Annotated in this window: 14 protein-coding genes; 7 read left to right on the forward strand and 7 right to left on the reverse strand. The window is 52.5% G+C overall.

The annotated features are described in order from the left end of the window. The 3 genes from AACZ40_RS18700 to murA form a co-directional block, all read left to right on the forward strand. On the forward strand, window positions 1-500 hold a 500-nt coding region (locus AACZ40_RS18700), incomplete at its 5' end, for a peptide chain release factor-like protein (RefSeq protein WP_339675400.1). 49 nt (window positions 501-549) lie between these two features. Continuing rightward, a complete protein-coding gene (prmC, locus tag AACZ40_RS18705) occupies window positions 550-1467 on the forward strand; it encodes a peptide chain release factor N(5)-glutamine methyltransferase (RefSeq protein WP_291170868.1) in 918 nt (305 codons plus the stop codon). Window positions 1468-1526: 59 nt separating this feature from the next. Beyond that, window positions 1527-2975 (forward strand): UDP-N-acetylglucosamine 1-carboxyvinyltransferase, encoded by a 1449-nt coding sequence (gene murA / locus AACZ40_RS18710; protein WP_291170870.1) that lies wholly within the window; start codon window positions 1527-1529, stop codon window positions 2973-2975. Between the two features lie 32 nt (window positions 2976-3007). Here murA and AACZ40_RS18715 read toward each other — a convergent pair whose 3' ends face one another. From AACZ40_RS18715 to AACZ40_RS18735, 5 genes are all read right to left on the reverse strand, one after another. Beyond that, a complete protein-coding gene (locus AACZ40_RS18715) occupies window positions 3008-4534 on the reverse strand; it encodes a PQQ-binding-like beta-propeller repeat protein (protein WP_291170873.1) in 1527 nt (508 codons plus the stop codon). 25 nt (window positions 4535-4559) lie between these two features. Beyond that, entirely contained in the window at window positions 4560-6104 is a 1545-nt protein-coding gene (locus tag AACZ40_RS18720) for a DUF6798 domain-containing protein (RefSeq protein ID WP_291170874.1), read from the reverse strand. A gap of 135 nt (window positions 6105-6239) precedes the next feature. Then, window positions 6240-6482: an RNA polymerase subunit sigma gene (locus AACZ40_RS18725; protein WP_291170876.1), complete on the reverse strand. Its 243-nt coding sequence runs from the start codon at window positions 6480-6482 to the stop codon at window positions 6240-6242. A gap of 149 nt (window positions 6483-6631) precedes the next feature. Continuing rightward, a complete protein-coding gene (locus AACZ40_RS18730; RefSeq protein WP_291170878.1) occupies window positions 6632-8200 on the reverse strand; it encodes an aminotransferase class I/II-fold pyridoxal phosphate-dependent enzyme in 1569 nt (522 codons plus the stop codon). A gap of 167 nt (window positions 8201-8367) precedes the next feature. Continuing rightward, the gene (locus AACZ40_RS18735) at window positions 8368-9486 is read right to left on the reverse strand and encodes an FtsW/RodA/SpoVE family cell cycle protein (RefSeq protein WP_291170880.1); all 1119 of its coding nucleotides are present in this window, start codon (window positions 9484-9486) and stop codon (window positions 8368-8370) included. Window positions 9487-9674: 188 nt separating this feature from the next. On the opposite strand from AACZ40_RS18735, the gene AACZ40_RS18740 reads away from it, so the two are divergent. From AACZ40_RS18740 to AACZ40_RS18750, 3 genes are all read left to right on the forward strand, one after another. Further along, the gene (locus AACZ40_RS18740) at window positions 9675-10937 is read left to right on the forward strand and encodes a rhomboid family intramembrane serine protease (RefSeq protein ID WP_291170882.1); all 1263 of its coding nucleotides are present in this window, start codon (window positions 9675-9677) and stop codon (window positions 10935-10937) included. A gap of 362 nt (window positions 10938-11299) precedes the next feature. Beyond that, entirely contained in the window at window positions 11300-12892 is a 1593-nt protein-coding gene (locus tag AACZ40_RS18745) for a hypothetical protein (RefSeq protein WP_291170884.1), read from the forward strand. 63 nt (window positions 12893-12955) lie between these two features. Beyond that, entirely contained in the window at window positions 12956-14230 is a 1275-nt protein-coding gene (locus tag AACZ40_RS18750; protein WP_291170886.1) for a hypothetical protein, read from the forward strand. Between the two features lie 18 nt (window positions 14231-14248). Here AACZ40_RS18750 and AACZ40_RS18755 read toward each other — a convergent pair whose 3' ends face one another. Further along, window positions 14249-16015 (reverse strand): HEAT repeat domain-containing protein, encoded by a 1767-nt coding sequence (locus tag AACZ40_RS18755; protein WP_339675406.1) that lies wholly within the window; start codon window positions 16013-16015, stop codon window positions 14249-14251. 145 nt (window positions 16016-16160) lie between these two features. Beyond that, window positions 16161-18779 carry a PVC-type heme-binding CxxCH protein gene (locus AACZ40_RS18760; RefSeq protein ID WP_291170888.1) on the reverse strand — a complete coding sequence of 873 codons (2619 nt, stop codon included), beginning with the start codon at window positions 18777-18779 and terminating at the stop codon, window positions 16161-16163. Between the two features lie 380 nt (window positions 18780-19159). On the opposite strand from AACZ40_RS18760, the gene AACZ40_RS18765 reads away from it, so the two are divergent. Beyond that, a partial coding sequence (locus AACZ40_RS18765) for a PAS domain S-box protein (RefSeq protein WP_339675408.1) occupies window positions 19160-21402 on the forward strand: 2243 nt, incomplete at its 3' end.

Below are 21402 nucleotides of genomic sequence, written 5' to 3' on the forward strand. Positions count from 1 at the left end.
GCCGTGTGCATACCAGTGCTGCTACAGTAGCCGTGCTGCCTGAAGCCAGTGAGATCGAAGTGGAAATCAAGCCGGATGACATTCGTCTCGATACATTCCACGCGAGTGGTCCTGGCGGGCAGAAAGTGAATAAAACGGAAAGCGCCGTACGCATCACTCACCTGCCGACCGGCACCGTGGTGCAGTGCCAGGATGAAAAAAGTCAGCACAAGAACAAATCCAAGGCGATGCGCGTGTTGCGTAGTCGCGTGCTGGAACAGATGCAGCAGAAGGCGGCAGATGAACGTGCCGACCAGCGTCGGACTTTAATTGGCTCGGGTGACCGCAGCCAGCGCATTCGTACCTATAACTTCCCGCAAGGTCGCGTGACGGACCACCGCATCAACATTTCCCTTTACAAAATTGATCAGATCATGCAGGGTGACCTGGATGATCTCATCAATGCCCTGTTGCAGTTTGACCGAGAAGAGCGTTTACTGGGCGACGGCTCAAAAAAATAAATACGAGCCTGCCGATTAACGGTTAGCTGTAACAACGATGGATCGTGCCGTGAATGAGAACTCACCATCATCGGATCACACCTCCGGGGCTGCTTCGGAACCCTGGACTGTCCGTCGGATTCTGGACTGGACGACCGCCCATTTAGCGAAGCACGGCAGCGATTCACCGCGTCTCGATACCGAAGTTCTCCTGGCACACGCGCGCAACTGCGAGCGGATTCGCCTCTATACCAATTACGAAGATGTCGTCACAGAGCAGGAACGCGCCCTGATGCGACAACTGGTGCAAAGGCGGGCGAATTCCGAACCGGTTGCCTATCTGGTGGGAAAACGCGAGTTCTTCGGGCTCGATTTCCAGGTCGATAAGAACGTACTGGTGCCCCGTCCCGATACGGAAACGCTGGTCATGGAACTGGTCGATGAGGCGCAGAAATTAACGGCCCCTTTCATTCTGGATTTGTGTACCGGAAGTGGCTGCATCGCGATTTCAGCTGCTGCGAATTGTCAGAATGCAAAATTTCTGGCAACAGACATCAGTGAGCCAGCGCTGGCAATTGCACAAAAAAACGCCGCCGCCAATGAGTTATCGAATCAGGTTGAATTTCGGCTCAGTGACTGTTTCGATCAGATCGCGCCGGGAACTTTGTTCGATCTGATTGTGAGTAATCCGCCTTACATTCGCGATGCGGAAATCGAGCAGCTGGAAAAAGATGTCAGGCAGCATGAACCACGCCTGGCATTAGCAGGAGGAACGGACGGGCTGGATTTTTATCGCAGGATCATTCAGCAGGCGGGAGGCTATTTAAAAGACAAGGGTTTGTTGATGCTTGAGTTCTCACCTGAGCAGGAACCCGATTTACTGTCGCTGTTTAAAGCCACTGGTGAATACACAAATGTGAGGGTCAAAGCGGATCTGGCGGGGCGGGCCCGGGTGATAATCGGGCAAAAACTGCCTATCTTAAAATGAACGGATTTTCTATACTGCGTCTGCAAATCGACGTTTAATCTACAACAGGAGATCCAGGGATGGATATGTTTATCGTTCGCGGAGGCGAGCGGCTTTCCGGCAGCGTTTCTGTCAGTGGTGCCAAGAATTCCGCATTACCACTGATGGCGGCTGCGATGGCCTGTGAAGGCGAAACCACCCTGTGCTCCATCCCTGATCTGGTCGACGTCACAACGCAGTCGCAGGTTCTGGGTTCTCTCGGCATGGATGTGAACCGCGATCCGGATGGCGCGGTACGTCTCAAGACAGTCGATGAAACATCCTGTATTGCCGATTATGAACTGGTGCGTCGCATGCGGGCCAGTGTCTGTGTGCTGGGCCCCCTGCTGGCCAAACGTCGCATGGCGTGTGTCTCGTTACCGGGTGGATGCAATATCGGCGATCGACCGATCGATCTGCATCTGAAAGGTCTGTCCGCGCTGGGAGCGCAGATTCGTGTAGACCGGGGTTATGTGATCGCGAGAGCAGACCGTCTGCGCGGCGCCAATATATTCCTGGGTGGTGCCTTCGGGAGTACGGTTACGGGGACCTGTAATGTGATGGTCGCCGCCGCGCTGGCAAAAGGAACAACCACCATTGAGTCAGCGGCCTGTGAACCCGAAGTGGTCGACGTCGGTAACTTTCTGAATGCAGCGGGAGCGAAAATCGCAGGGCTGGGAACTCCGTTTTTGACCATCGAGGGAGTGGAGCAACTCAATGGCGTGAAACACGAAGTCATCCCGGACCGCATTGAAGCAGCTACTTTAATGATCGCCGCTGCCATCACGGGGGGAAATGTCTGTCTGAAACAGGTCCGGCCCGATCATATTACGGCTGTGATTGAAAAGCTCAGGGAAATTGGTGTGACGATTCAACTCGAGTTTCCCGATCAGCCGGCAAAAAAACAGTCTGTCACGGTGCAGGTGACCCAGCCACTTCGATCGGTTGACTGCATCGCATTGCCTTATCCCGGCATTCCCACAGACGTGCAGGCACAGTTAATGTCGCTGCTGGCGTGTGTGCCCGGTATCAGTATTGTCACCGATAAGGTATTCCCGGATCGTTTCATGCATGCTTCCGAACTGGCACGCATGGGGGCGAATATCCGTCGAGAATCGGCCAGTGCCATTCTGAATGGTGTGTCGCGCTTAAGTGGTGCCTGTGTGATGGCCTCTGATTTGCGTGCCAGTGCCGCACTCGTTCTGGCCGGCCTGGCAGCCGCAGGAGAGACCGTGATTCGCCGGATTTATCATCTGGATCGCGGCTATGAACGCCTGGAAGAGAAACTGATCTCATTAGGCGCGCATGTCGAACGCGTTAAAGACGAACCACAAAACATGCCCGACAGTCTGAAGCTGACGGATGGCGAAAGTCGTCCCAGTTATTCTGAACTGCTGGATGCTTTAACCGGGCCGCACTGGAACCAGGCTGCCGGTCAGCAGAATACTGAGCGTGTGACGTCAGCTCAGGATCTCGCAGACGAAGAATAATTTCGCTTCTGAAACAATGTCAGGTAGCGCGATTATTCTTTCTTTTCAGACTGCTGTTTCGCAAAGTCAAGGCAGATCAGATGCGATTCGCTTCTGAGGTACAGTCTCTTGTGCGCGAGTACCGGGGCTGCCCAGGCGGGATAATTGATTTGCGGGAATGACGTCCGGCAGACTTCATGAAATTCCTGCGGGTCTACTTTGACAATCGCCAGCGTGCCTTTTTCTCCCAGTACGATGAATTTGTTGTCGGCCAGAATCGCGGAGCCGCGCCCATAGAGAGGGTAGGGGGCGGTTTTGCCGGAATCGATCCACTGGAACTGTCCAGTGAGTGAATTGCGTTTGATTTTGTCGATGACGGGGGCTGCGCCATCGGTTTCCCACATGACTTTGCCGTCAGACAGTCGCACGCAGCGCATCGTCGCACCACGTTCGTGGCGACCGCTGAAACCGTAGAGATAACCATCGTGATGAATGGTCGTCGACCAGTGGGTCAGCATGTTGGTCGGGTCACGCCAGAGTTCTTTATAGCTTTTGCCGTTCGGCTCCACCTGCAATAACGCCGAGCCTACCTGGTAGGCGGCGGAAAGGAATATTTTATCATCGATGACAACCGGTCGGGCGGCATTGACGGAATCGTTGATCATAGACCGGAACCAGTATTTGAAATTCAGCGAACCATCTTCCGGATCGAGAGAGACCAGCCCCTGTCGCATCAGGCAGAGCAGGTGCCGCTTCCCGTGAATGGTGACGGCAATGGGGGACGAGTAGCTGGATATTTTCTCATTGCCGCGCCATTTGTAGACAGGCAGTCTTTCCCAGCCTGTTGAAGTGCCGTTCCAAACATCTTTACCGACATTGTGCCAGAGTGTTTTACCTGTCTTCGCATCGAAGGCGACCATGCCGGAATCCGGTTTGCCGCCGACCATCACGATGAGTTTGTTGCCTTCCAGAATGGGAGTGGCACCGACGCCGAAGAATCCGGGGGGAACATCAAATTCTTCCAGGCAGTCGCGATGCCAGACCAGGGTGCCGTCCTTGATATTGAGGCAGTACAGCTTGCCCTGTGCGCCAAACGTAAAGCAGAACTGTTCGGTCAGCAGGGGCGAGCAGCGTGGGCCGTTGTTGTAGCCGTAAGGATCGCGGAAATCAGATTCGTAAGCGTACTTCCAGAGTTCCTTACCTGTATCTGCAGTAAGACACTCAATGACTTCTTTCCCCTCGTCTTCTCCTTTTTCCGGACGATGATGGATCACGAGGCGATTACCCAGCACAGAGGGAGCGCTGTAACCCGTGCCAATTCTTTTTTCCCAGAGCAGCGGGGGGCCGGACTGGGGGAAGCTGTCGATCAGACCTGTCTCTGCCGAGATGCCCGTCTGTTCCGGCCCGAGAAAATAAGGCCAGTCACCTGTTTTCACAGCCGGAGGCTGCGCGAACAGAGAGGTAGCCGGCACTCCTGTCTGAGGAGTGGGTAACGACAGGTTCAAGAGCAGGATGAGTCCCAGGCAGATGCTGCAGAAATTTCGGTTGAGATGATTCATGGGTGAGTCGGTCGCTTTCATCAGTAAATCAGCCGGAGGCAGGAAGTCAGGGAAGTTGGTAGACCTTATAAGTACGATTTTGATAGATCGGGTCGATGGTTGTAAAGGGGCCGAGACGTTTTACCAGCAGATGCGTAATGCCGGTCTGCTGGTGCAATGCCTGTAAGGCACGATCATCAAAGCCCTCATTATAATATTCCTGGCCCCATTTTCGTAGGTACTTGAGGCGTCGATTCCATTCCACAATGCCGCTCGCATCCTGGGGGCAGTCTTTGAAGGTCACATATTCCGGTCGCTGAGCATACCATTTGAAATCGGTTTCATGAGCCGGAGTCAGAAAGAGTGATTCCTCGGGGGTGTGTTCCTGAATCCATTCACAGGCGTCGATCCAGTCAGCCCGCTGCGCGGATGACATCTTATGGATCGGAGGGTGTTGCCAGGCGGAATAAAGGGTGCCCGTAAAGATTCCCAGGCAGAGAACTGCCAGAATCATTTTGCGCAGAGACAGCGAGAGCCACGCGGGTCTGGTTTTCTCTGCTGTATTCTCGAAAAGATGATGCTGAATCAGGCGCGGTAAGGCGATGGAAAAGGCCAGTGGAAGTAGAGCGTCAAACAGTCGGAAGGGATAGAATTTGAGTAGCGACATGCGAAATGCGTAATAAGGCATTTCGCTGGCAGGTCTGGGGCCGGCACCCAGCAGTATCCCGATGCAGGCCAGTCCCACAGAACCGATGATGAAACACTGAAAGAAGCGACTGGTAAACGACGGGCTCTGCTTACGTGTCAGCAGCAGCCAGGCAATCAGCAGCACCGCATACATGAGGTAGCTGAAGAGATCGAAATCCATCGGGTCGAGGTGGTGCTTCAGTCGGTAAAAAACCTGAATGTAGTTTGCAGCGAAACTGTCTTTGGGGTTTCCCTGCACCAGTAGCGCCAGGGAGGGAATCAGGCCGGGCAGCGAACAGAGAATCAGGCATCCCAGGGCGGGGATCGCCGCTTTGACAGAATGGAGCAGCGTCCTGCGATCCAGGTTCTTTCTGTTGAAGCAACTCATGCAGGCCAGCGCAAACAGACCGCAGGCCAGTGCCCAGACTCCCACCACAGGGTGCCAGGTGATCGTCAGCCCGGTGTAAATGCCTGCCCGGTTCCAGTTTTGATCACAGGCATTGGCCAGCGCCAGAAACAGGAAACCGTATGCGAAGACCTTGGCTTCCAGCCCGCCTATAATCCATTCCCCGGAAAAGTTCCCGATTGCCGCCAGCGCGAGGTAGAACCAGACTGTGATTAATGGTGACCAGTAGCCGGGACAGAGCGCACCAGTCAGTCGATACCAGCCGATCGCCAGTAACAGGAATGCTGCCAGTCTGCCCAGCACTGCTGTCAGCGGTAACGACAGCACCTGTGTGACGGCACCGACTGTCTGGTAAAAAAAGAGATGCGCGTTCGAAGACTCCAGGAAGAAATCATCGGCGCACCACTGTGGATTCCAGTAATGACGTGCCTTGGTCAGATAGTGCGGTTCGTTCGTGCCTGGTACCGGAAACCGCAGGAATGAATCTGCGGCAAACGATCCGCCGATCAATAAAATCATGAGAATGGCTGGGTACGGTATCTTAGTCGCTGTGGATTCAGGGTTCACTGAACTTGAGCACCTTATGTAGCCATCAGACGTCAACCGGAATAGCGCCTGCCGGATCAGTATCTGGGAGTCTGTTCCGGAATCAGTTTATTTTTTCTTCGTTTGTTTTTTGGGCGATTTTTTCGTTGCTGCTTTTTTAGCGGTCACTTTTTTGGCAGCAGGTTTCGCAGCAGGGGCTTTGCCTGCTGTTTTTTTAGCAGCCTTCTTCTTTGTACTTTTTTTGGCTGCTGCTTTCTTTTTGGTGCCCTTTTTGGCTGGATCGCCGAAGATCTTGTCGTAATTTTCCCAGAACTTGGGAGTCGTACCTGTTCGAACAATCGGGCCGCTCATAATCTCGCTTCTCCATTTCGAATCTGAATTCACCCACTGGCGATTTCAAACACAACATAATTTCATCCAAGGTCAGTCGACCTATTATAACAAGAGACAGTGATCTTGTCTTTTCTGAGCGGTGATTCTTTCGATCTGATCCTGAATTGTCAAGTCTGTTCACAATGATCGACCAGTGGAGGCTCGTCAAATGCCTGTTGCAGCGCGCCGGCTCTGTGTCGAATCGTATTTAGTAACTGGTTCAGATGGACTTCGGTTGTCAAAGGATTCATCACGGTAATCCGGAAGGCCGCCTGTTCATTTATGACGGAATGCACGATGTAAAATTCCCCGGATTCAATCAGTTGCCGCCTCAACTTGAAGTGGAACAGGTTCTGTTGTTCCAGCGGCAAGGCATTGAGCCAGTCGGACTGGTAGCGGAAGACGACAATATTGCATTGGGGTTCGTGTACCGGTTCAAAATCGGAAGCCTGCAGGAGCATTTCATAGAATGTCCGGGCGGTAGCGAAGGTGATGTCCACCAGATCGGCAAACAGGCTTTTTCCGAACAGGGACCAGATCCCCCAGAGCGCGTAGCTGTTGGCGCGTTTGGTGCATTCGACGGTTCGCAAGCCGATATCGTATTCTGCAATTTCGGGAGCAGAAGGATCAAACAGGTACGCGGCCTGCTGCTGAAAGGCTGAGAACTGATGTGCTTTATCCTTATAAAACAGAAATGCGCTGAGCGCGGGCATAAACATCATCTTGTGGGCATCGAAGACCACGCTGTCCGCCCGGTGCAGACCGGCGGTCAAATGCCTGTGCTGCGTTGAGAAACAGGCAGGACCGCCATGAGCGGCGTCAACATGCAGCCAGAGATCATGCTGTTCGCACAGATCGGCAATTTCGTTTAAAGGATCAAAGGCACCGATGGGGGTCGCACAGGCACAGGCGACGACAGCAATAATCTGTTTGTTCTCCGCCTGGCAGGAGAGGATCCGTTCCTCAAGCGCAGCAGGATTCATTCTGCGTCGATCATCGAGGGGAACCTTGATGATATTGTCTGCTCCGATGCCTAAGATACCGGCGGAACGGGTTACGCTGTAATGGGCATCGCTGGAAACCAGGATCACGGGGATCGCTTCCAGTTGTGCCTGTGGACCCTGTGACCAGAGTTCAGGGCATTTCAGGTTGCGGGCCGCCAGCAGTCCGGTCAGATTTGCCAGCGAGCCTCCGTGTGTTACCAGGCCGGCGAACGTACCCGGCGTGAATCCGATTTCCCGACCCAGTGATTCAATCATCGCCAATTCGACAGAAGTAGCCCAGGGTCCCATTTCATAGACGGCCATCACCTGGTTGGTCACCGAGACAATCGCTTCGAACAGACCGGCCAGAGGCAGCGAAGCGGGGACCTGATGACCGATATAACGGGGGTTCTGCAGGTTGTGTCCCCTGTCAAGCATGGTCTGAGCCAACTGACGGAACGCGGCAACGATTTGAGGGACATCCCATTCCCCCTCTCCTATTTCGGGGGCCTGGTTGAGTTGCTGCAGCGCATCTTTGAAGTTCTCTGCAGGATGTGCCCAGTTGAGGACGTTGGTAGTCTCGAGCTGCAGCGACCGCGCATGCTGCGTGAGTAATTCACTTAAAGTCTGACTGGCAGCAGACAGCAGTTCGGGAGAGTAAACCGCTTGAATTCGGGATCGGGCTGCTGAAAAATTGGGTGTCGTCGTGGTCATAAGTTTTTCTTGCTGAGGGCGAATTCAGGGAATCGTCGGGAAAGAAGTCAGCGTCATAGTGGCAATATTGTATCTGTTTCCAGGCGTGCGTGAATGTGTACAAAACCAAATCGTACGGGTTCGCGGCAGATCTGCAGAAACATTCTTACTGAAGAAGCAAGAGAGAATCAAAACCGGAAAGGTTCGGCGTTCATTTCGTAACCGGGGTGCATGCAGATATTGATCAGCAATCCCAGTGCCAGGCAGGTGCTGAGCATACTGGTGCCTCCGTAACTCATCAGGGGGAGTGTCATCCCGGTGATCGGCATCAAGCCGACTGTCATTCCGGTATTGATGATTGTCTGCGAAGCAAGCAGAGTCACGATGCCGACTGCGACGAGACGTCCGAATGGTTCGCGGGTGGCGGTCGCGATCTGCAGGCCGCGAATATACAATGCCGAAAAGATCAGGATTGTAAACAGGCAACCTGTCATGCCAAATCGTTCGCCGACCAGGCAGAAAATGAAGTCGGTACGACCCGCCGGAAGGTGATAGGCTGCGGGATCGTCAACGGGCATGCCGGCAATTTCGCTGCCCCAGACTCCTCCCAGTGCCAGCATCTGTTTGGACTGGTAGAGATGATAACCGTCGCCTTTGGGTAACTCGCCTCCATCCTGCTGAGTGAATAATGCGACGATACGCGATTTCTGTTCTGCGTTCATTTCCAGCCAGAGCAGGGGCAGCGTGCAGATTCCCAGCAGGACGATGGTAATCAGGTGTCTGGGCCGCGCCCCGGCAGAAAACAGCATTGCAAACAGAATGGGAAAAAAGAGCAGCGATGTTCCCAGGTCGGGTTCGCGCAGAATCAGAAACACGGGGACACAGGTCAGAATGAAAGGCACGATCAGTCCCGGAATCCGTCGGTAGTTCTTGCGATACATCAGGTAATGTGCGAGGGCGAGGATGTAGGTGATTTTCGCGAGTTCGGACGGCTGAAATTTGAAAAATCCGAGTGGAATCCAGCGTCGGGATCCGTTGACCGCGGGAATAAAAAAGACAGCAATCAGTAGCAGAAGTGTGCCAAGAAAGAGGGGATAGCTGATGCCACGCAGGTTACGATAGGGAAACAGCATCGTAGCGGTCAGCGCGGTCAGCGAGATCAGGATCCAGAGGCACTGCTTCTGGAAATAGTTTCCCTCGCCGACCAGTTCGTCTCCGCGCGCAATTCCCGCCAGTCCGCACCCCATCAGGACCAGAATGCAGCAGAGAATCGACCACGGGATTCGACGAATACCAGAATGGATCATCGCGAGCTTTCTCTGAAAGTATTGAAACGAACAGGCGTTTTTTACCGAAAATCGGCAGATCAGGAAAGAGGGATCTTTTTTTGATGAAGTTCGAGAGAGTGAAATTGAATTACAGGTGTCAAAGCCTGCTGAATCAGCTATTCTGTGTGTGTCTGTCACTCTTTTTTGTTAATGATCAATCGTTTTTCATGTTTCACTCACTGCGAAGAGCCTGTTCAAAGTATCCCATCACAGCGGCCTATATTGCGATTGCCGTTGGATTGTTTCTGGCGGTACAGATTTACAGAATCGATCAGGGGATCTCCCACGAGGGCAGTTTTGACGATGCGCTGTGGAAACTGGGGGCTGTTCAGCCTCTGGTCTTTGTGCACGATCATCCCCTGGTAGAAGAAAAAGAGTACCCGACGGGAGGCCCCTTTGATCTGTGGTCGGGGGAATGGTGGCGGATCCTGATCAGTGGATTTCACCACGGTGATGTGTTGCATCTGCTGATGAACTGCCTGGCGATCGGTTTTTTAGGGCGATTGATTGAGCCTGTAATGAAACACTGGGTTTACGCTGCCTTTCTGATCCTGGCGACTTATGTTTCCTTCCTGCCGGAATACTTTCTGGAACATTACCCTGTTGGATTATCGGGGGGCGCTTTCGCGATGTTCGGGCTGTTGATGATGCTCCGCCGTGTTCATCCTGAAATCGCAGAGGTCTTTACCGATCGTGAAATCAACTGGGGACTGGGCTGGTTGATCCTGTGTTTTGTATTAACGCATTTCGGTATTCTGAATATTGCGAATGCCGCGCACCTTTCCGGGTTTATCTACGGTATCCTGGCGGGGGCCGTCATCATCAATCGCTCACGTTTTGCCGGAACCCTCCGGTTTCTGTTTGTGTTGTCCCAGGTTTTGATTATCCCCGGTACCTACCTGGTATGTCATCCGGTCTGGAATGGTAAGTACTACTGGTATCTGGCGCGACATGAAAACGATCTCGAACAAAAGATTGAGTACCTGCAGAAGGGGATGGAACTGTCGCCGGGCGAACCCAAGATCAGTGCAGAGCTGGCACTGAGCCTGTTTCGGACGGAAGCTGTTCCGTTGCGTTCCTGGGAGATCATGCTGCGTTCGCTGGAACGGAATCGTTCGTATGATAAGGGAGTTGAGATTACGCGTTTGATCTGGAAACAGTTCGGTTCAGAACAGCAGAAGCAGGAAGCGCTGGGAATTGTCTCGGAAGTCTTCGGCGATGAATCCGATGCCTGGCTGGAGCGATTCAAGCTGGATCAGTCTGCCGTGGCGTCAGTGGATGTGCCTTTACCAGAATCAGATCAAGCCGGGAATGAGTTTCTGTTTCTAAGAGAGTCCGATCGGCGGATGGCGCCCCGGCCACGCGATCTGTCTGCGCCTCCGGTTGATCCGGGATCTCCTCAGAGTGCGGTGGAGGGGGTGACACTTTAGACTGTGTCCCGTTTTACTAAAGCGACTTCCGTTCCATGCAAACGGGTCTATCAGTTTGAGAATGCTCCGGTTAAATGGTTACGCTCGCGCTGATCTGAGTGACTCCTGAAATCAGTAAAATCGGTACATCTGTCGTGAAGGTCAAGTTGTCATGTTGTTTTTTAGCGACATTCATGATTCCCGCAAGACAGTTTTTCACCACTGGCTTATCTGACCTATTCTTTGCGTAAACCAGTCTGTTGTGATGCTGCGCAGCAGGGATTTTCGCTGAGAGATCCATTGAATTCATTGATCTCCCTCGATTGACCTGTCCGGGCAACATATGATGTCATTAATACCCCTTGCATTTCGATCTGTTTATTATGGCTACCGCTTTGGAAAATCAGAACGACTCTACGAATCAGAATCCTGACGAAGAACAGACCGAAGATGCGGTCCTGGTCGATCGCTTTCCGGAAGCATTGCGCGTTTCGCGATTTACCTTCTTCTCGGTCTGTGTACTCTGTGTTTCATTTGTATTATTCAGTTCGATGCCGCTCTGGCATACGGATATCTGGGGTCATTTGTCGTACGGTCAGCTGATCTGGGAAACGGGCAGTATTCCCGCACTGGAGCCACTGGTTCCGCTGTCCTCAGGAGTGCCGTTTATTGATACCGCCTGGCTGACGCAGATTTTTGCCTTTAAAACCTTTGAAATCTTCGGTGTCGCAGGAATTAAACTGTTATACGCGGCTGCAATTACCGTCTGCCTGGGACTGTTACTGTTTCGGGTGCAACAGCGCACCGGCGGTTTCTGGTGGAGCCTGGTTTGTGTCTCTGCGTTTCTGTTATGCGACTGGAAACAACTGGGGATCGTTCGGCCACAACTGTCAGGCCTGCTCTGCTTTGTGCTTTTATTCTCATTATTAAATGCCCGCCAATGGCGGAAGTTCTACTGGTTTCTGATTCCCGCTGTCTTCGCGCTGTGGGCGAATCTGCATGGATCATTCCCGGTGGGACTGGGTTTGATTGGCTGTTTCCTCGTGGGGCGTGCCGTGGATGTGGGCCGAAAGGCGGGTTCGTGGAAAGCCATGCTGGGAGACAGTGTCACCCGTCGTTATTTCGTGCTGCTGGAACTCTCGGCGGTTGCCGTCCTGTTTAATCCCTACGGGATCCAGTTGTATTCAGAAGTCTTTGGCTTTTCTTCGAATCCCAACCTGGAAGCACTTATCGAATGGAACCCGCTTACACTGCGGATGTTCCAGGGGAAAACTGCCGCGGTGCTGGCATTGCTGCTGGTGATTGCCAGCCGATTTACTCCACGTCGCATTGGTACTGTCGAATTACTGTTGCTGGCGGGACTGGGAGCTGCCGCCATGTGGAGTTCCCGCATGGTACTCTGGTGGGCGCCTGTTGCCGCTTATTACCTGGCAATACATGGTGCAGCAATCTGTGGACACAAACGCAGACAACTGGCTGATCCCGAAGCGGAAGAAGTTTATTGTGCCGGGAAATGGACGGTCGTCTCTGTGGGGATGGTCTGGATCTGTTTTGCGATTACCCCGTTTGGCTCACAGGTTCTGCATGGCAAACAGGTAGATTTCGAAAAGAGTGTTTCGGCGTCGACACCGATAGGGGCGACGGAATATCTCAAGGAAAAGAAAATTGAAGGCCAGCTGTTCAATTCGATGGAACTGGGGGACTACCTGCTCTGGGAAGGCCCGGAAAAAGCAGCTGTATTTGCAAACTCCCACGTGCATCTGTTGCCCCGCGAAGTCTGGGATCATTACCTGAGAATCGTGAATTCTGCCGGCGATGCTGAGGAATTACTGGAACGGTATGGAGTGAACACGGTTGTGCTGGACCTGCCCAGGCGAAATCCCCTGATGCGTCGTCTGGAACGGGATGGTGCGTGGCGTGTGGGGTACAAAGATGATGGCACTGTCGTGTTATTGAGAAACAATCCCATTCAGTAATCGTAATCGCATCCCATTCAATAATTACCTCGTTCTTCTCATCAAACTTTATCGAGATCTGTCATGAAATCACGCAAGTTGTCATCGAAAACCATGATTGCAGTTCAGGCCCTGGTGGTAGTTGCTTTTTGCGGAGCGTATACCCTGGGCTCACGCGATACCCGCCAGTCATTCAACAGCACATTTCTGGATCAGACTTTCTACCCGGAAGTGAAAATCGAGCGGGAAGAGCCACTGCGGGTTTCGGCATTGTATGACGATCCGTCTGTGGTGACCGATGAAGAGCTGGCCGCGGTACTGAAACAGGTACGCCCGAAGTTTCCCCGAAAACATTTGAAGCCCAACCATGTGGAACATGCCTTGCGTACCTGGAGTATTCATTCCACGTTTCAGGACCCGAGTGTCGTTTCAGGAACTGAGATGTGTGACTTCCTGACCGACCATGGCCGCTTCCTGGCATCGTGGGGTGAGGAAGCTTCGCCGCTGCTGATTGATGAACCAGCGGGAATTTCAATTCGCTGGGGCAGTCAGGTGGGGGGCTCGGTTCACCACGATCACTGGCTGGCTTCATTGACCGAAGCAGGCATCCATCGAGATGCGCCCGTGTTCGCACCCTCCCGCCGCGACATGGATGTCAATGATGTGATTCAACAGTCATTGCGGGACTTTCGTCTGGATGAACGCGAAGTCGAATGGTCGGCGATGGCGTTTGGTTTGTGGATTCCTCCCGTGAAAGCGTGGCAGACGACCGATGGGCGGACTGTTTCGTTTGATCAACTGACACGGCGACTGATCCGCGGACATAAGAAATACGGTGTCTGTGTGGGCACTCACCGGGTATATTCGCTGATGCTGCTGATTCGCCTGGACGACGAGTTCGATATTCTTTCCGATTCGGCACGGGCAGACGCATATACCTACCTGGAACGGGTGCGTGACCTGATCAGTGAGTGTCAGTTTGAGGATGGCCACTGGCCTGCCAACTGGATGGAAGGTAAGGCTGCATTGACCAGTACCGAAGAAATTCCCGAATACAAAAACGTGATTGCCACGGGGCATCACCTGGAATGGCTGGCGATTGCTCCCAAAGAGCTGCATCCTCCGCATGAGCAGATTGTGAAAGCTGCGAAGTGGGTGATTCAGAATACGACTTCGCACACCGAAGAAGAGATTCTGCAGAAATATACCTTCTACAGTCACGTGGGAAATGCATTGGCGCTCTGGCGGAATACGCATGCCGCCACCTTCTGGAAGGAATGGCAGAAGACTCATCCGTATGTCCCGGAAGCGACTGCTGAACAGGACGAAGCGATTGAAGCCCCTAAGCCGACGCTGTAGGGGCAAGTCGGACCGTGATTATTTTCCGCCAACCACTGTGAAGGATGCTTTCGAGCCGGCTGGTTTAAAGAACTCTGCCTGCACGCCCGGGTCATTCCGGTTTGAAAGATCGATCAACAGCGTCAGTTTATGGATGCCTTTCGAAAGTTCGATTTCATTTTCTGTCTGTGATTTCAGGCGCTGTGAATCGATCCAGATGCGGGTGTCCTGCGCGGAGTTGATGCGAACACCTACGGTGCCCGCTTCGGTGACATCGAGTTCGGCCTGCAGCAGAATTTTCGAGTCGGTACTCAGGCTTTTCAACTCTTCAAAGGGAAGCAAACCTGCCACCATGGCATACTGCGGAACAAATGCGGTGGCAGGCGCCCGCAGGACGTGTTCTTCAAACAGTTCTTCGTCCGGGTTTTCATTCGTCAGCAGCAGACTGGGAATCTCCCGCATGGCCAGCCAGCGCTGAATGGTCGGTTTCGAGCGGATCGCGTACGGACCCGGTTTACCCAGCACGGACAGATACTTCACCAGGTCATCGCGTGTCAGGAATTTGGTGAGCCCCTGGGGCATCAGGGATCCCCCTTCTGCTTCGTCATCGATGTCATCCACGGGAATCACCATTTCTTTGCCATTGGCGTCTTTCAGAATGACTCGCTCCTCATTACGGTCTACGATGATGCCGCGAATGATTTTGCCTTCGATGGTGATGATGACATAGGTCTGGTAGGCTTCTTTGACGGCTTGGTTAGGGTAGAGGATGGAACGGACGAGATAGTCGACGGGTGAACTGGCGCCGATGGGACTCAGGTCCGGGCCGACTTCGCCTCCCGCTTTACTGACAGAATGGCATTTCATGCAGCTTAAGTCGGCGCGGCGGAAAATCTGTTCGCCGCGATCGGCATTGCCGTGCTCGATCACATCGGCGAGCAGTTGTTTGAATTCCTCTTCGGTGAGTTCTTTATCTTCACTGGACATGCCGGCTGCTTTACTGAGGGCATCGCTCAGGGCTTTATCGCTACGGCCTACAGAGTACATGTAACGCAGCTGTTTTTTGGCGACATCTTCGGGAATTTGTTGAGTCGCCAGTGCGGCTGCCAGCTGATCGGCGGCGCCCCGGGTGTCGAGGATTGCTTCAATAAACGGTGTTGGATCACCTTCTTTGGAAGACGTCATGATGTTGATGCCTGCTTTGATAGCCTGCTGCAGATCGAGGGTGACCAGGGCGGCTGCACCCAGGTAGCGGATATCAGCGGGTGAGTCTGCCTGCGTCAGTTTCTGCATGGCTTGGACGCTTTCGGGACCACCAATGGAATCCAGCGCGTCGATGGCTGCGATTCGCAATTTCTCATCGGTTCTGGCAGAGAGCGCCAGTTGCTGCAATTTGTCTGCTGCGCCGGAGACTTTCCACAAACCGGCCAACTCAATCGCGATCTGATTGACGGGAGGTTTGGCTTCGATCAGTTTACTGATATCGGCCAGGTTACCGGCGGGTTTGATTTTTCGATTCTGAAATGCTTCTTTGAGCGCGAGCAGCGATTCCTGTTTGACGTCTGCCTGGAACTTATCGTTAATGATCTGTTCCCAGATAAAGCCGAGTTCTTCCGGATTCCCCTTGCGGCAGATCAATTCAATAATCGTGCCCTGGCGCGAGGCAGGGACGCGGCCACTTTTCAGAAGCTTCATCATGGGTGAAGCACTGCCCTGGGCTGTCGCCGGGCTCTGGTAAGTTGAGACCAGGAGCAATGTGATTGCTGAAAGGAATAAGGCAGAAATAATTCGGGGTCGATTTCTCATTCTGAAACTAACTCTGTATAAGGCAGGAAAACAAAACAGGCTGTCGGAAGGCCTGGTATCAATGGGATAGAAGGTGAGGGAAACCATCCCGGAAAACGGATTGAATCCGGGATGGTTGATGATTCCTTCAGGTGTGACTCGAAAATTACTCGGCTTCGAGTCGTTTTTCGAGAGTGTCCATCGTTTCTTTCAAGGTGTACTCAAGGTAATAATCCTGCGGGTGAATCAAAGATTCAACGGCAATCTCAAGTGCACGTGGATCGTGGTAGAAACTGAGTGCGCGGATGGCTTCCAGGCGAACGCGTGGGTTTTCATCATTGACCTGAACCTGCAGCAGGTCCAGAGAGTTGTCAACGCGATCTCGCCAATAGCAGAGGACACGCGTGGCGGCGGCCCGTGCTTTGGGTTCGGGAGATTGCAGCATCTGTTTCAGGAAATCGACATCAACCACGTCCAGGCTCTGGCGGACCCAGAGTGCTTCCAGCAGGTGATGCTGATAGTTTTCCTCTTTGGAATCCAGACCGGCAACCCACTTGTTTAAGGCGTTGATCACTTCTTGGGTATCACGGACACGCAGTTCACGACGAACACGGTACCGCACCCGGTCTTCATAGGTTTTCAGCAGGTCGAGCAGTTCCGGGATGGAAGCATCTGCGATATTCGGGTCTTTGAGTAATGGCTTTTTCGTGTAAGTGACACGCCAGATCCGGCCGTGCTGTGCATCGCGGTTCGGGTCACGAATGGAATGCTGCATGTGACCGACGAGGGGATTAAACCAGTCAATCAGGTACAGGGCACCATCAGGGCCGAATTGCAGATCCACAGGGCGGAAGTTGGTGTCGGTTGATTTGACCAGTGGTTCGACCGGGTCGGCAGCGAAGCCCGAACCATCTTCTTTCATTTTATACTGCAGTACGCCATGGAACCCGATGCAGTTATTCAGCAGGTAATTCCCCTGAAGTTCTTCCGGAAACTGGCGGCTGGATACGAATTCACAACCGGCGGTTGGTCGCCATTGTTTTTTCAGGAAGTGTTGCATGCCGGCGTGTTTGCGTGGATAGTCGAGGTCACCGGAAAAAGCAGTGCCGAAGTAATTGGCTCCGCCGGAAGCATCGGCGACAAAGTTCTGTCCCCAGCGATCAAAGACGTGACCCCAGGGGTTGGCATAGTTGTACGAGACAAAGATACTCGTTTTTTCCGTCCGTGGTTCATAGCGGAAGATGCCCGCGTTCAACAGTCGTTGCGGACCATAGGGGGTTTCGATCTGACTGTGGTGGAATGTCCCTTCCTGGAAATACAGTCCGCCGCCGGGGCCCCAGGTAAATGCGCTGATGGAATGATGGGAGTCTGCGGAATCGAAACCGTGCAGGACGATTTCCCTGTGGTCCGCGTGGTCGTCGCCATCGGTGTCTTTCAGGAAGACCAGGTTCGGCTGCTGAGCGACATAAACTCCGCCATCGCCGAGTTCAATTCCCGTGGGCAGATGCAGGCCATCGGCAAAAACCGTCTGTTTGTCGGCACGTCCATCACCATTCGTATCTTCCAGGATCAGGATTTTGTCATCGACTTCTTTGCCAGGCAGGTACATGGGATAGGAAGCCATTGTGCAGACCCAGAGGCGGCCTTTACTGTCGAAGGCGAACTGCACGGGGTTCTTGAGTTCAGGGAACTCGACTTCGGAAGCGAACAGATTGATTTCGAAGCCTTCCGGCAGTTCGAAGTGTTTTTTTGATTCTTCCGGAGACGTGATTTTAATCGACTCCGGGTCTTTGACATTGGTTTTGATGTCCGCGAAGTCACCTGTGTTGCTGTCGTCGATTTTCACCGGAACGGTTTTGCCCTGTGCCACCGCCCAGATGCGTTTATCGCGATTGTCGATCATTTTACGGAGCTTGGCAAACTCTGCAGGGAAGTTGACCACGCCGAACGGTTCTTTGCGGCCGCCGTAAATGTAATAGCCGTTGACGGCGCGATAGTCGTACCAGAACTGTCTGTTCTTTTCCAGGACTTCCGCGCGGAGCTTCTTCATGTCCACGGTGGAGCCCGCTGAATCACGTGGGCCGAACAGCGCTTCATCAATCACGGGAGCGAGTTGCTGGTAGCCGTAGTCAGTCAGATGGATGCCGTTGAAGGTTAAATCCTGGTCACCCGATTCCATCAGTTTTTTACTGGGAGTGAACAGGTCGACGAAGATCACATTTTTCTCGGCAGCGATTTTTTTCATCGCGTCGGTATAGAGCTTGATGCGTTCGTTATTTTCTTTTCCCTCTGTCAGGCCAGGTCGATTCAGGTTTTCATTGGCAATGGGGGAAAAGAGAACCAGTTGCGGGTGTGATTTGCCGTTGTATTTAGCGGCCAGTGTGGTGTCGATGAAGTTTTTCAGGTCGGCTTCAAATTTGGGGAGTCCCGCTTTGCCGGCAAAAGACTCATTGAAACCAAAGCAGGCAATGACGACATCTGCCTTGTGGTCTTCCAGGTTATGGCCGTGATCCTGGAAATCTTTGGAGCGGGGACGCAACGTCAGCTCGTCGGCGGACCATCCCAGGTTTCGTACGACCAGTTCTTTTTCGGGAAAACGGCTGTGGAGCAGCGTTTCGAAATAGCCTGCGTCCTGCATCCGTTCGGGAAACGTATTGCCAATGAATACAATATGATCGTGCGGTTTTAGTTCCAGTTGCTGCTCGTTGGCTTTGACCTGATTTGGGGAGACGGCAGCAAGGCCGGCTGTGAGCAGACACAGGGCCAGTATTAGAGAATTCTTCACTGCTGTGGGCTTTCTTTTAGGACTGAAAAGGCAGGAGACCCTGAGGGTAAATTTGTGAACCAAATCTTCAGGATTCTATTTTTGGTATATCGATTCCAACTTTAATTTTGTAGCATGTGCCTACCTATGTCAAATCAAAGTCAGGGGTTGTAAGGAATGACCCGATTCTTTGAACATCAGTAGCATTCGGGGAGTTTCAGTGTATGAAGTACCACTTCTCTTCCACGAGAGGGAACATAAAACAGTTCCGCATTGATACTACGCAAAAAACGCAGAATTCAACAACTGAATCCTATCCGCAAGTTTCCGACAATGCATCCATTAAATTAATAATCGAAAGTATTCCCGCCGGAGTGGTGTATCGGTCGGGAGAAACACTGTTGATTAATCAGCGTTCCTCTGAATTATTAGGCTACTCAAGCGAGAGCCCCGCGCTGTTTGAACAGAATCTGGAGCGATTATTTGAACTCGATGCGATTCAGGGCGAAACTGCCACTGATGCAACCCCATCAGATTCTCCGGAAATCTGGGTGCAATTCAGTGAGGGAATTCAAAAGTTATGCGAAGTCACACTTCCCAATAACGAGGATCGACAACTCTGGTTGCTGAATGAGGTCACCACTCAACGTCAGAACGAACGTTTGATGCATCTGCTGACGAATGCCACCAGCGATGTGACAGGAGAAGCGTTTTTCAAACGTCTGGTCCAGCAACTGTCGCTCGCCTTAAAATTAAAATGCGTCTGCCTGGTGCAGCATAAAAAAGAAGATCAGAAAATACGTAGCTGTCAGACCATCGGTGTCAGTTTCGATGGAGAAGTGGTACCCGATTTCGAATATGCAGTAGAAGGTTCACCCTGTGAGCATGCGATCGGTCCTGAACCCTATATGATTCCCTCAGGGGTAGCAGCGGCATATCCCCAGGATTCTTTCCTGGCCGAACATGGGATCGAATCCTATTTCAGCCTGCCGATGGTCGATAAAAACAATGACGTTCAGGGACACCTGGTACTGCTGGGCGACAGGCCAATCTATGAAGACCTGTGTCAACTGCCCGTGATTCAGAACTTCACATATCGGGCTGCGGCGGAATTGAACCGCAGGCAGGCAGAGAAAAAGTTGGAGGAAAGTGAACTGCGAATCACGATGGCGGCGCGTGGTTCTGAAATCGGTCTCTGGGACTTCGATATTATTACCGGCAAAACGAAATACGATGATAAATGGTTTTCAATGCTGGGGTATGAACCTGGTGATCTGGCCCAGTCATTCGAGACCTGGAAAAGTCTGGTCCACCCGGATGACCTGCCTCCCACCTTAAAATCTCTGGAAGATTATATCTCAGGCAGTTCCAGTTCGTACGAAGCCGAAATTCGGATGAAGACCAGCGGCGGGAACTGGAAATGGATTCTGACCCGGGGCAAAATTTCCGCATACAGTCCCCAGAAAACGCCGCTCCAGCTGATTGGCACCCATATCGATATTGATGATCTGAAACGCTCCCAGCAGATTCGCCTGGAGAACGAAGCGCGGCTGCGGATTATCATGGATCAGATTCCCGCGATCCTCTGGACGACTGACTGCAATAATCAATATACATCGATTGTCGGTGCCGGCTTGAACCAGCTGGGGATCCAGCCGGATGAAACCGTCGGTAAAGCAATTTATGATTTACATAAGTCTCAGGATGTCTCGGTCAATATGACGGCCATGCACAACCGGACGCTCAAAGGCGAATCGGTCCGGTTTGAACAGCAGCTGCAGAATACGATCTTTGATATTCATATTGAGCCTCTGCGAAATTCGAATGATCAGATTATCGGTTGTATCGGGCTGGCAATTGATGTGACGGTACGCAAGAAAACCATCGAACAATTAAACCGGCAACGGATCTTATTGCAGACCATTTTCCATTCCGTGACCGATGCGATGATCGTTACGGACCGCAGTCATAATATCGTCATGTGTAACGAGTCGATCCAGATTCATTTCCGTTGTAAGGAAGCGGATCTGCTGGGCAGGCCGATTTGTGAGCTGATTGTCTCCTCCAGTCTGTACGAAGAGCAGTTTAACCGGGTTTCTTTCCCGAATACCCGGGTGCTGAAACCATTTATCGTCGAGTATCTGCGTGCCGACGGCTCCCGCTTTCAGGGAGAAACGATTGTGACTCCGCTCAGACGCTCGGATAACCAGATTACCGGTTATATCAAAGTGATCCGGGATATCACCGATCGTATCCAGATGGAAGAGGAAAAGGATCACCTGCATGCCCAGATGCTGCATGCCCAGAAACTGGAAAGCCTGGGAGTTCTCGCAGGGGGAATCGCGCATGACTTCAATAATCTGCTGCTGGCAATCCTGGGGAATACGAATCTCGTATTAATGGAACTGGATGAGAAATCTCCCGTCAATCCTTATGTGAAAAGCATTGAAATGGCAGCCCGTCATGCTGCGAAAATCTGCGAACGGCTGCTGGCCTATTCCGGTCGCCGTACCTTTGCCTCGATGACATTTAATCTGAATCGTGTCATCCAGGAAACAGTCGAGATTATGAAATCGATTGTTTCCCCCAACGCGCACATCGAACTGGATCTGTCGGACGAAGAATTAATGATCCATGAAGATAT

Source organism: uncultured Gimesia sp., from assembly GCF_963972345.1.
GTDB lineage: Bacteria > Planctomycetota > Planctomycetia > Planctomycetales > Planctomycetaceae > Gimesia.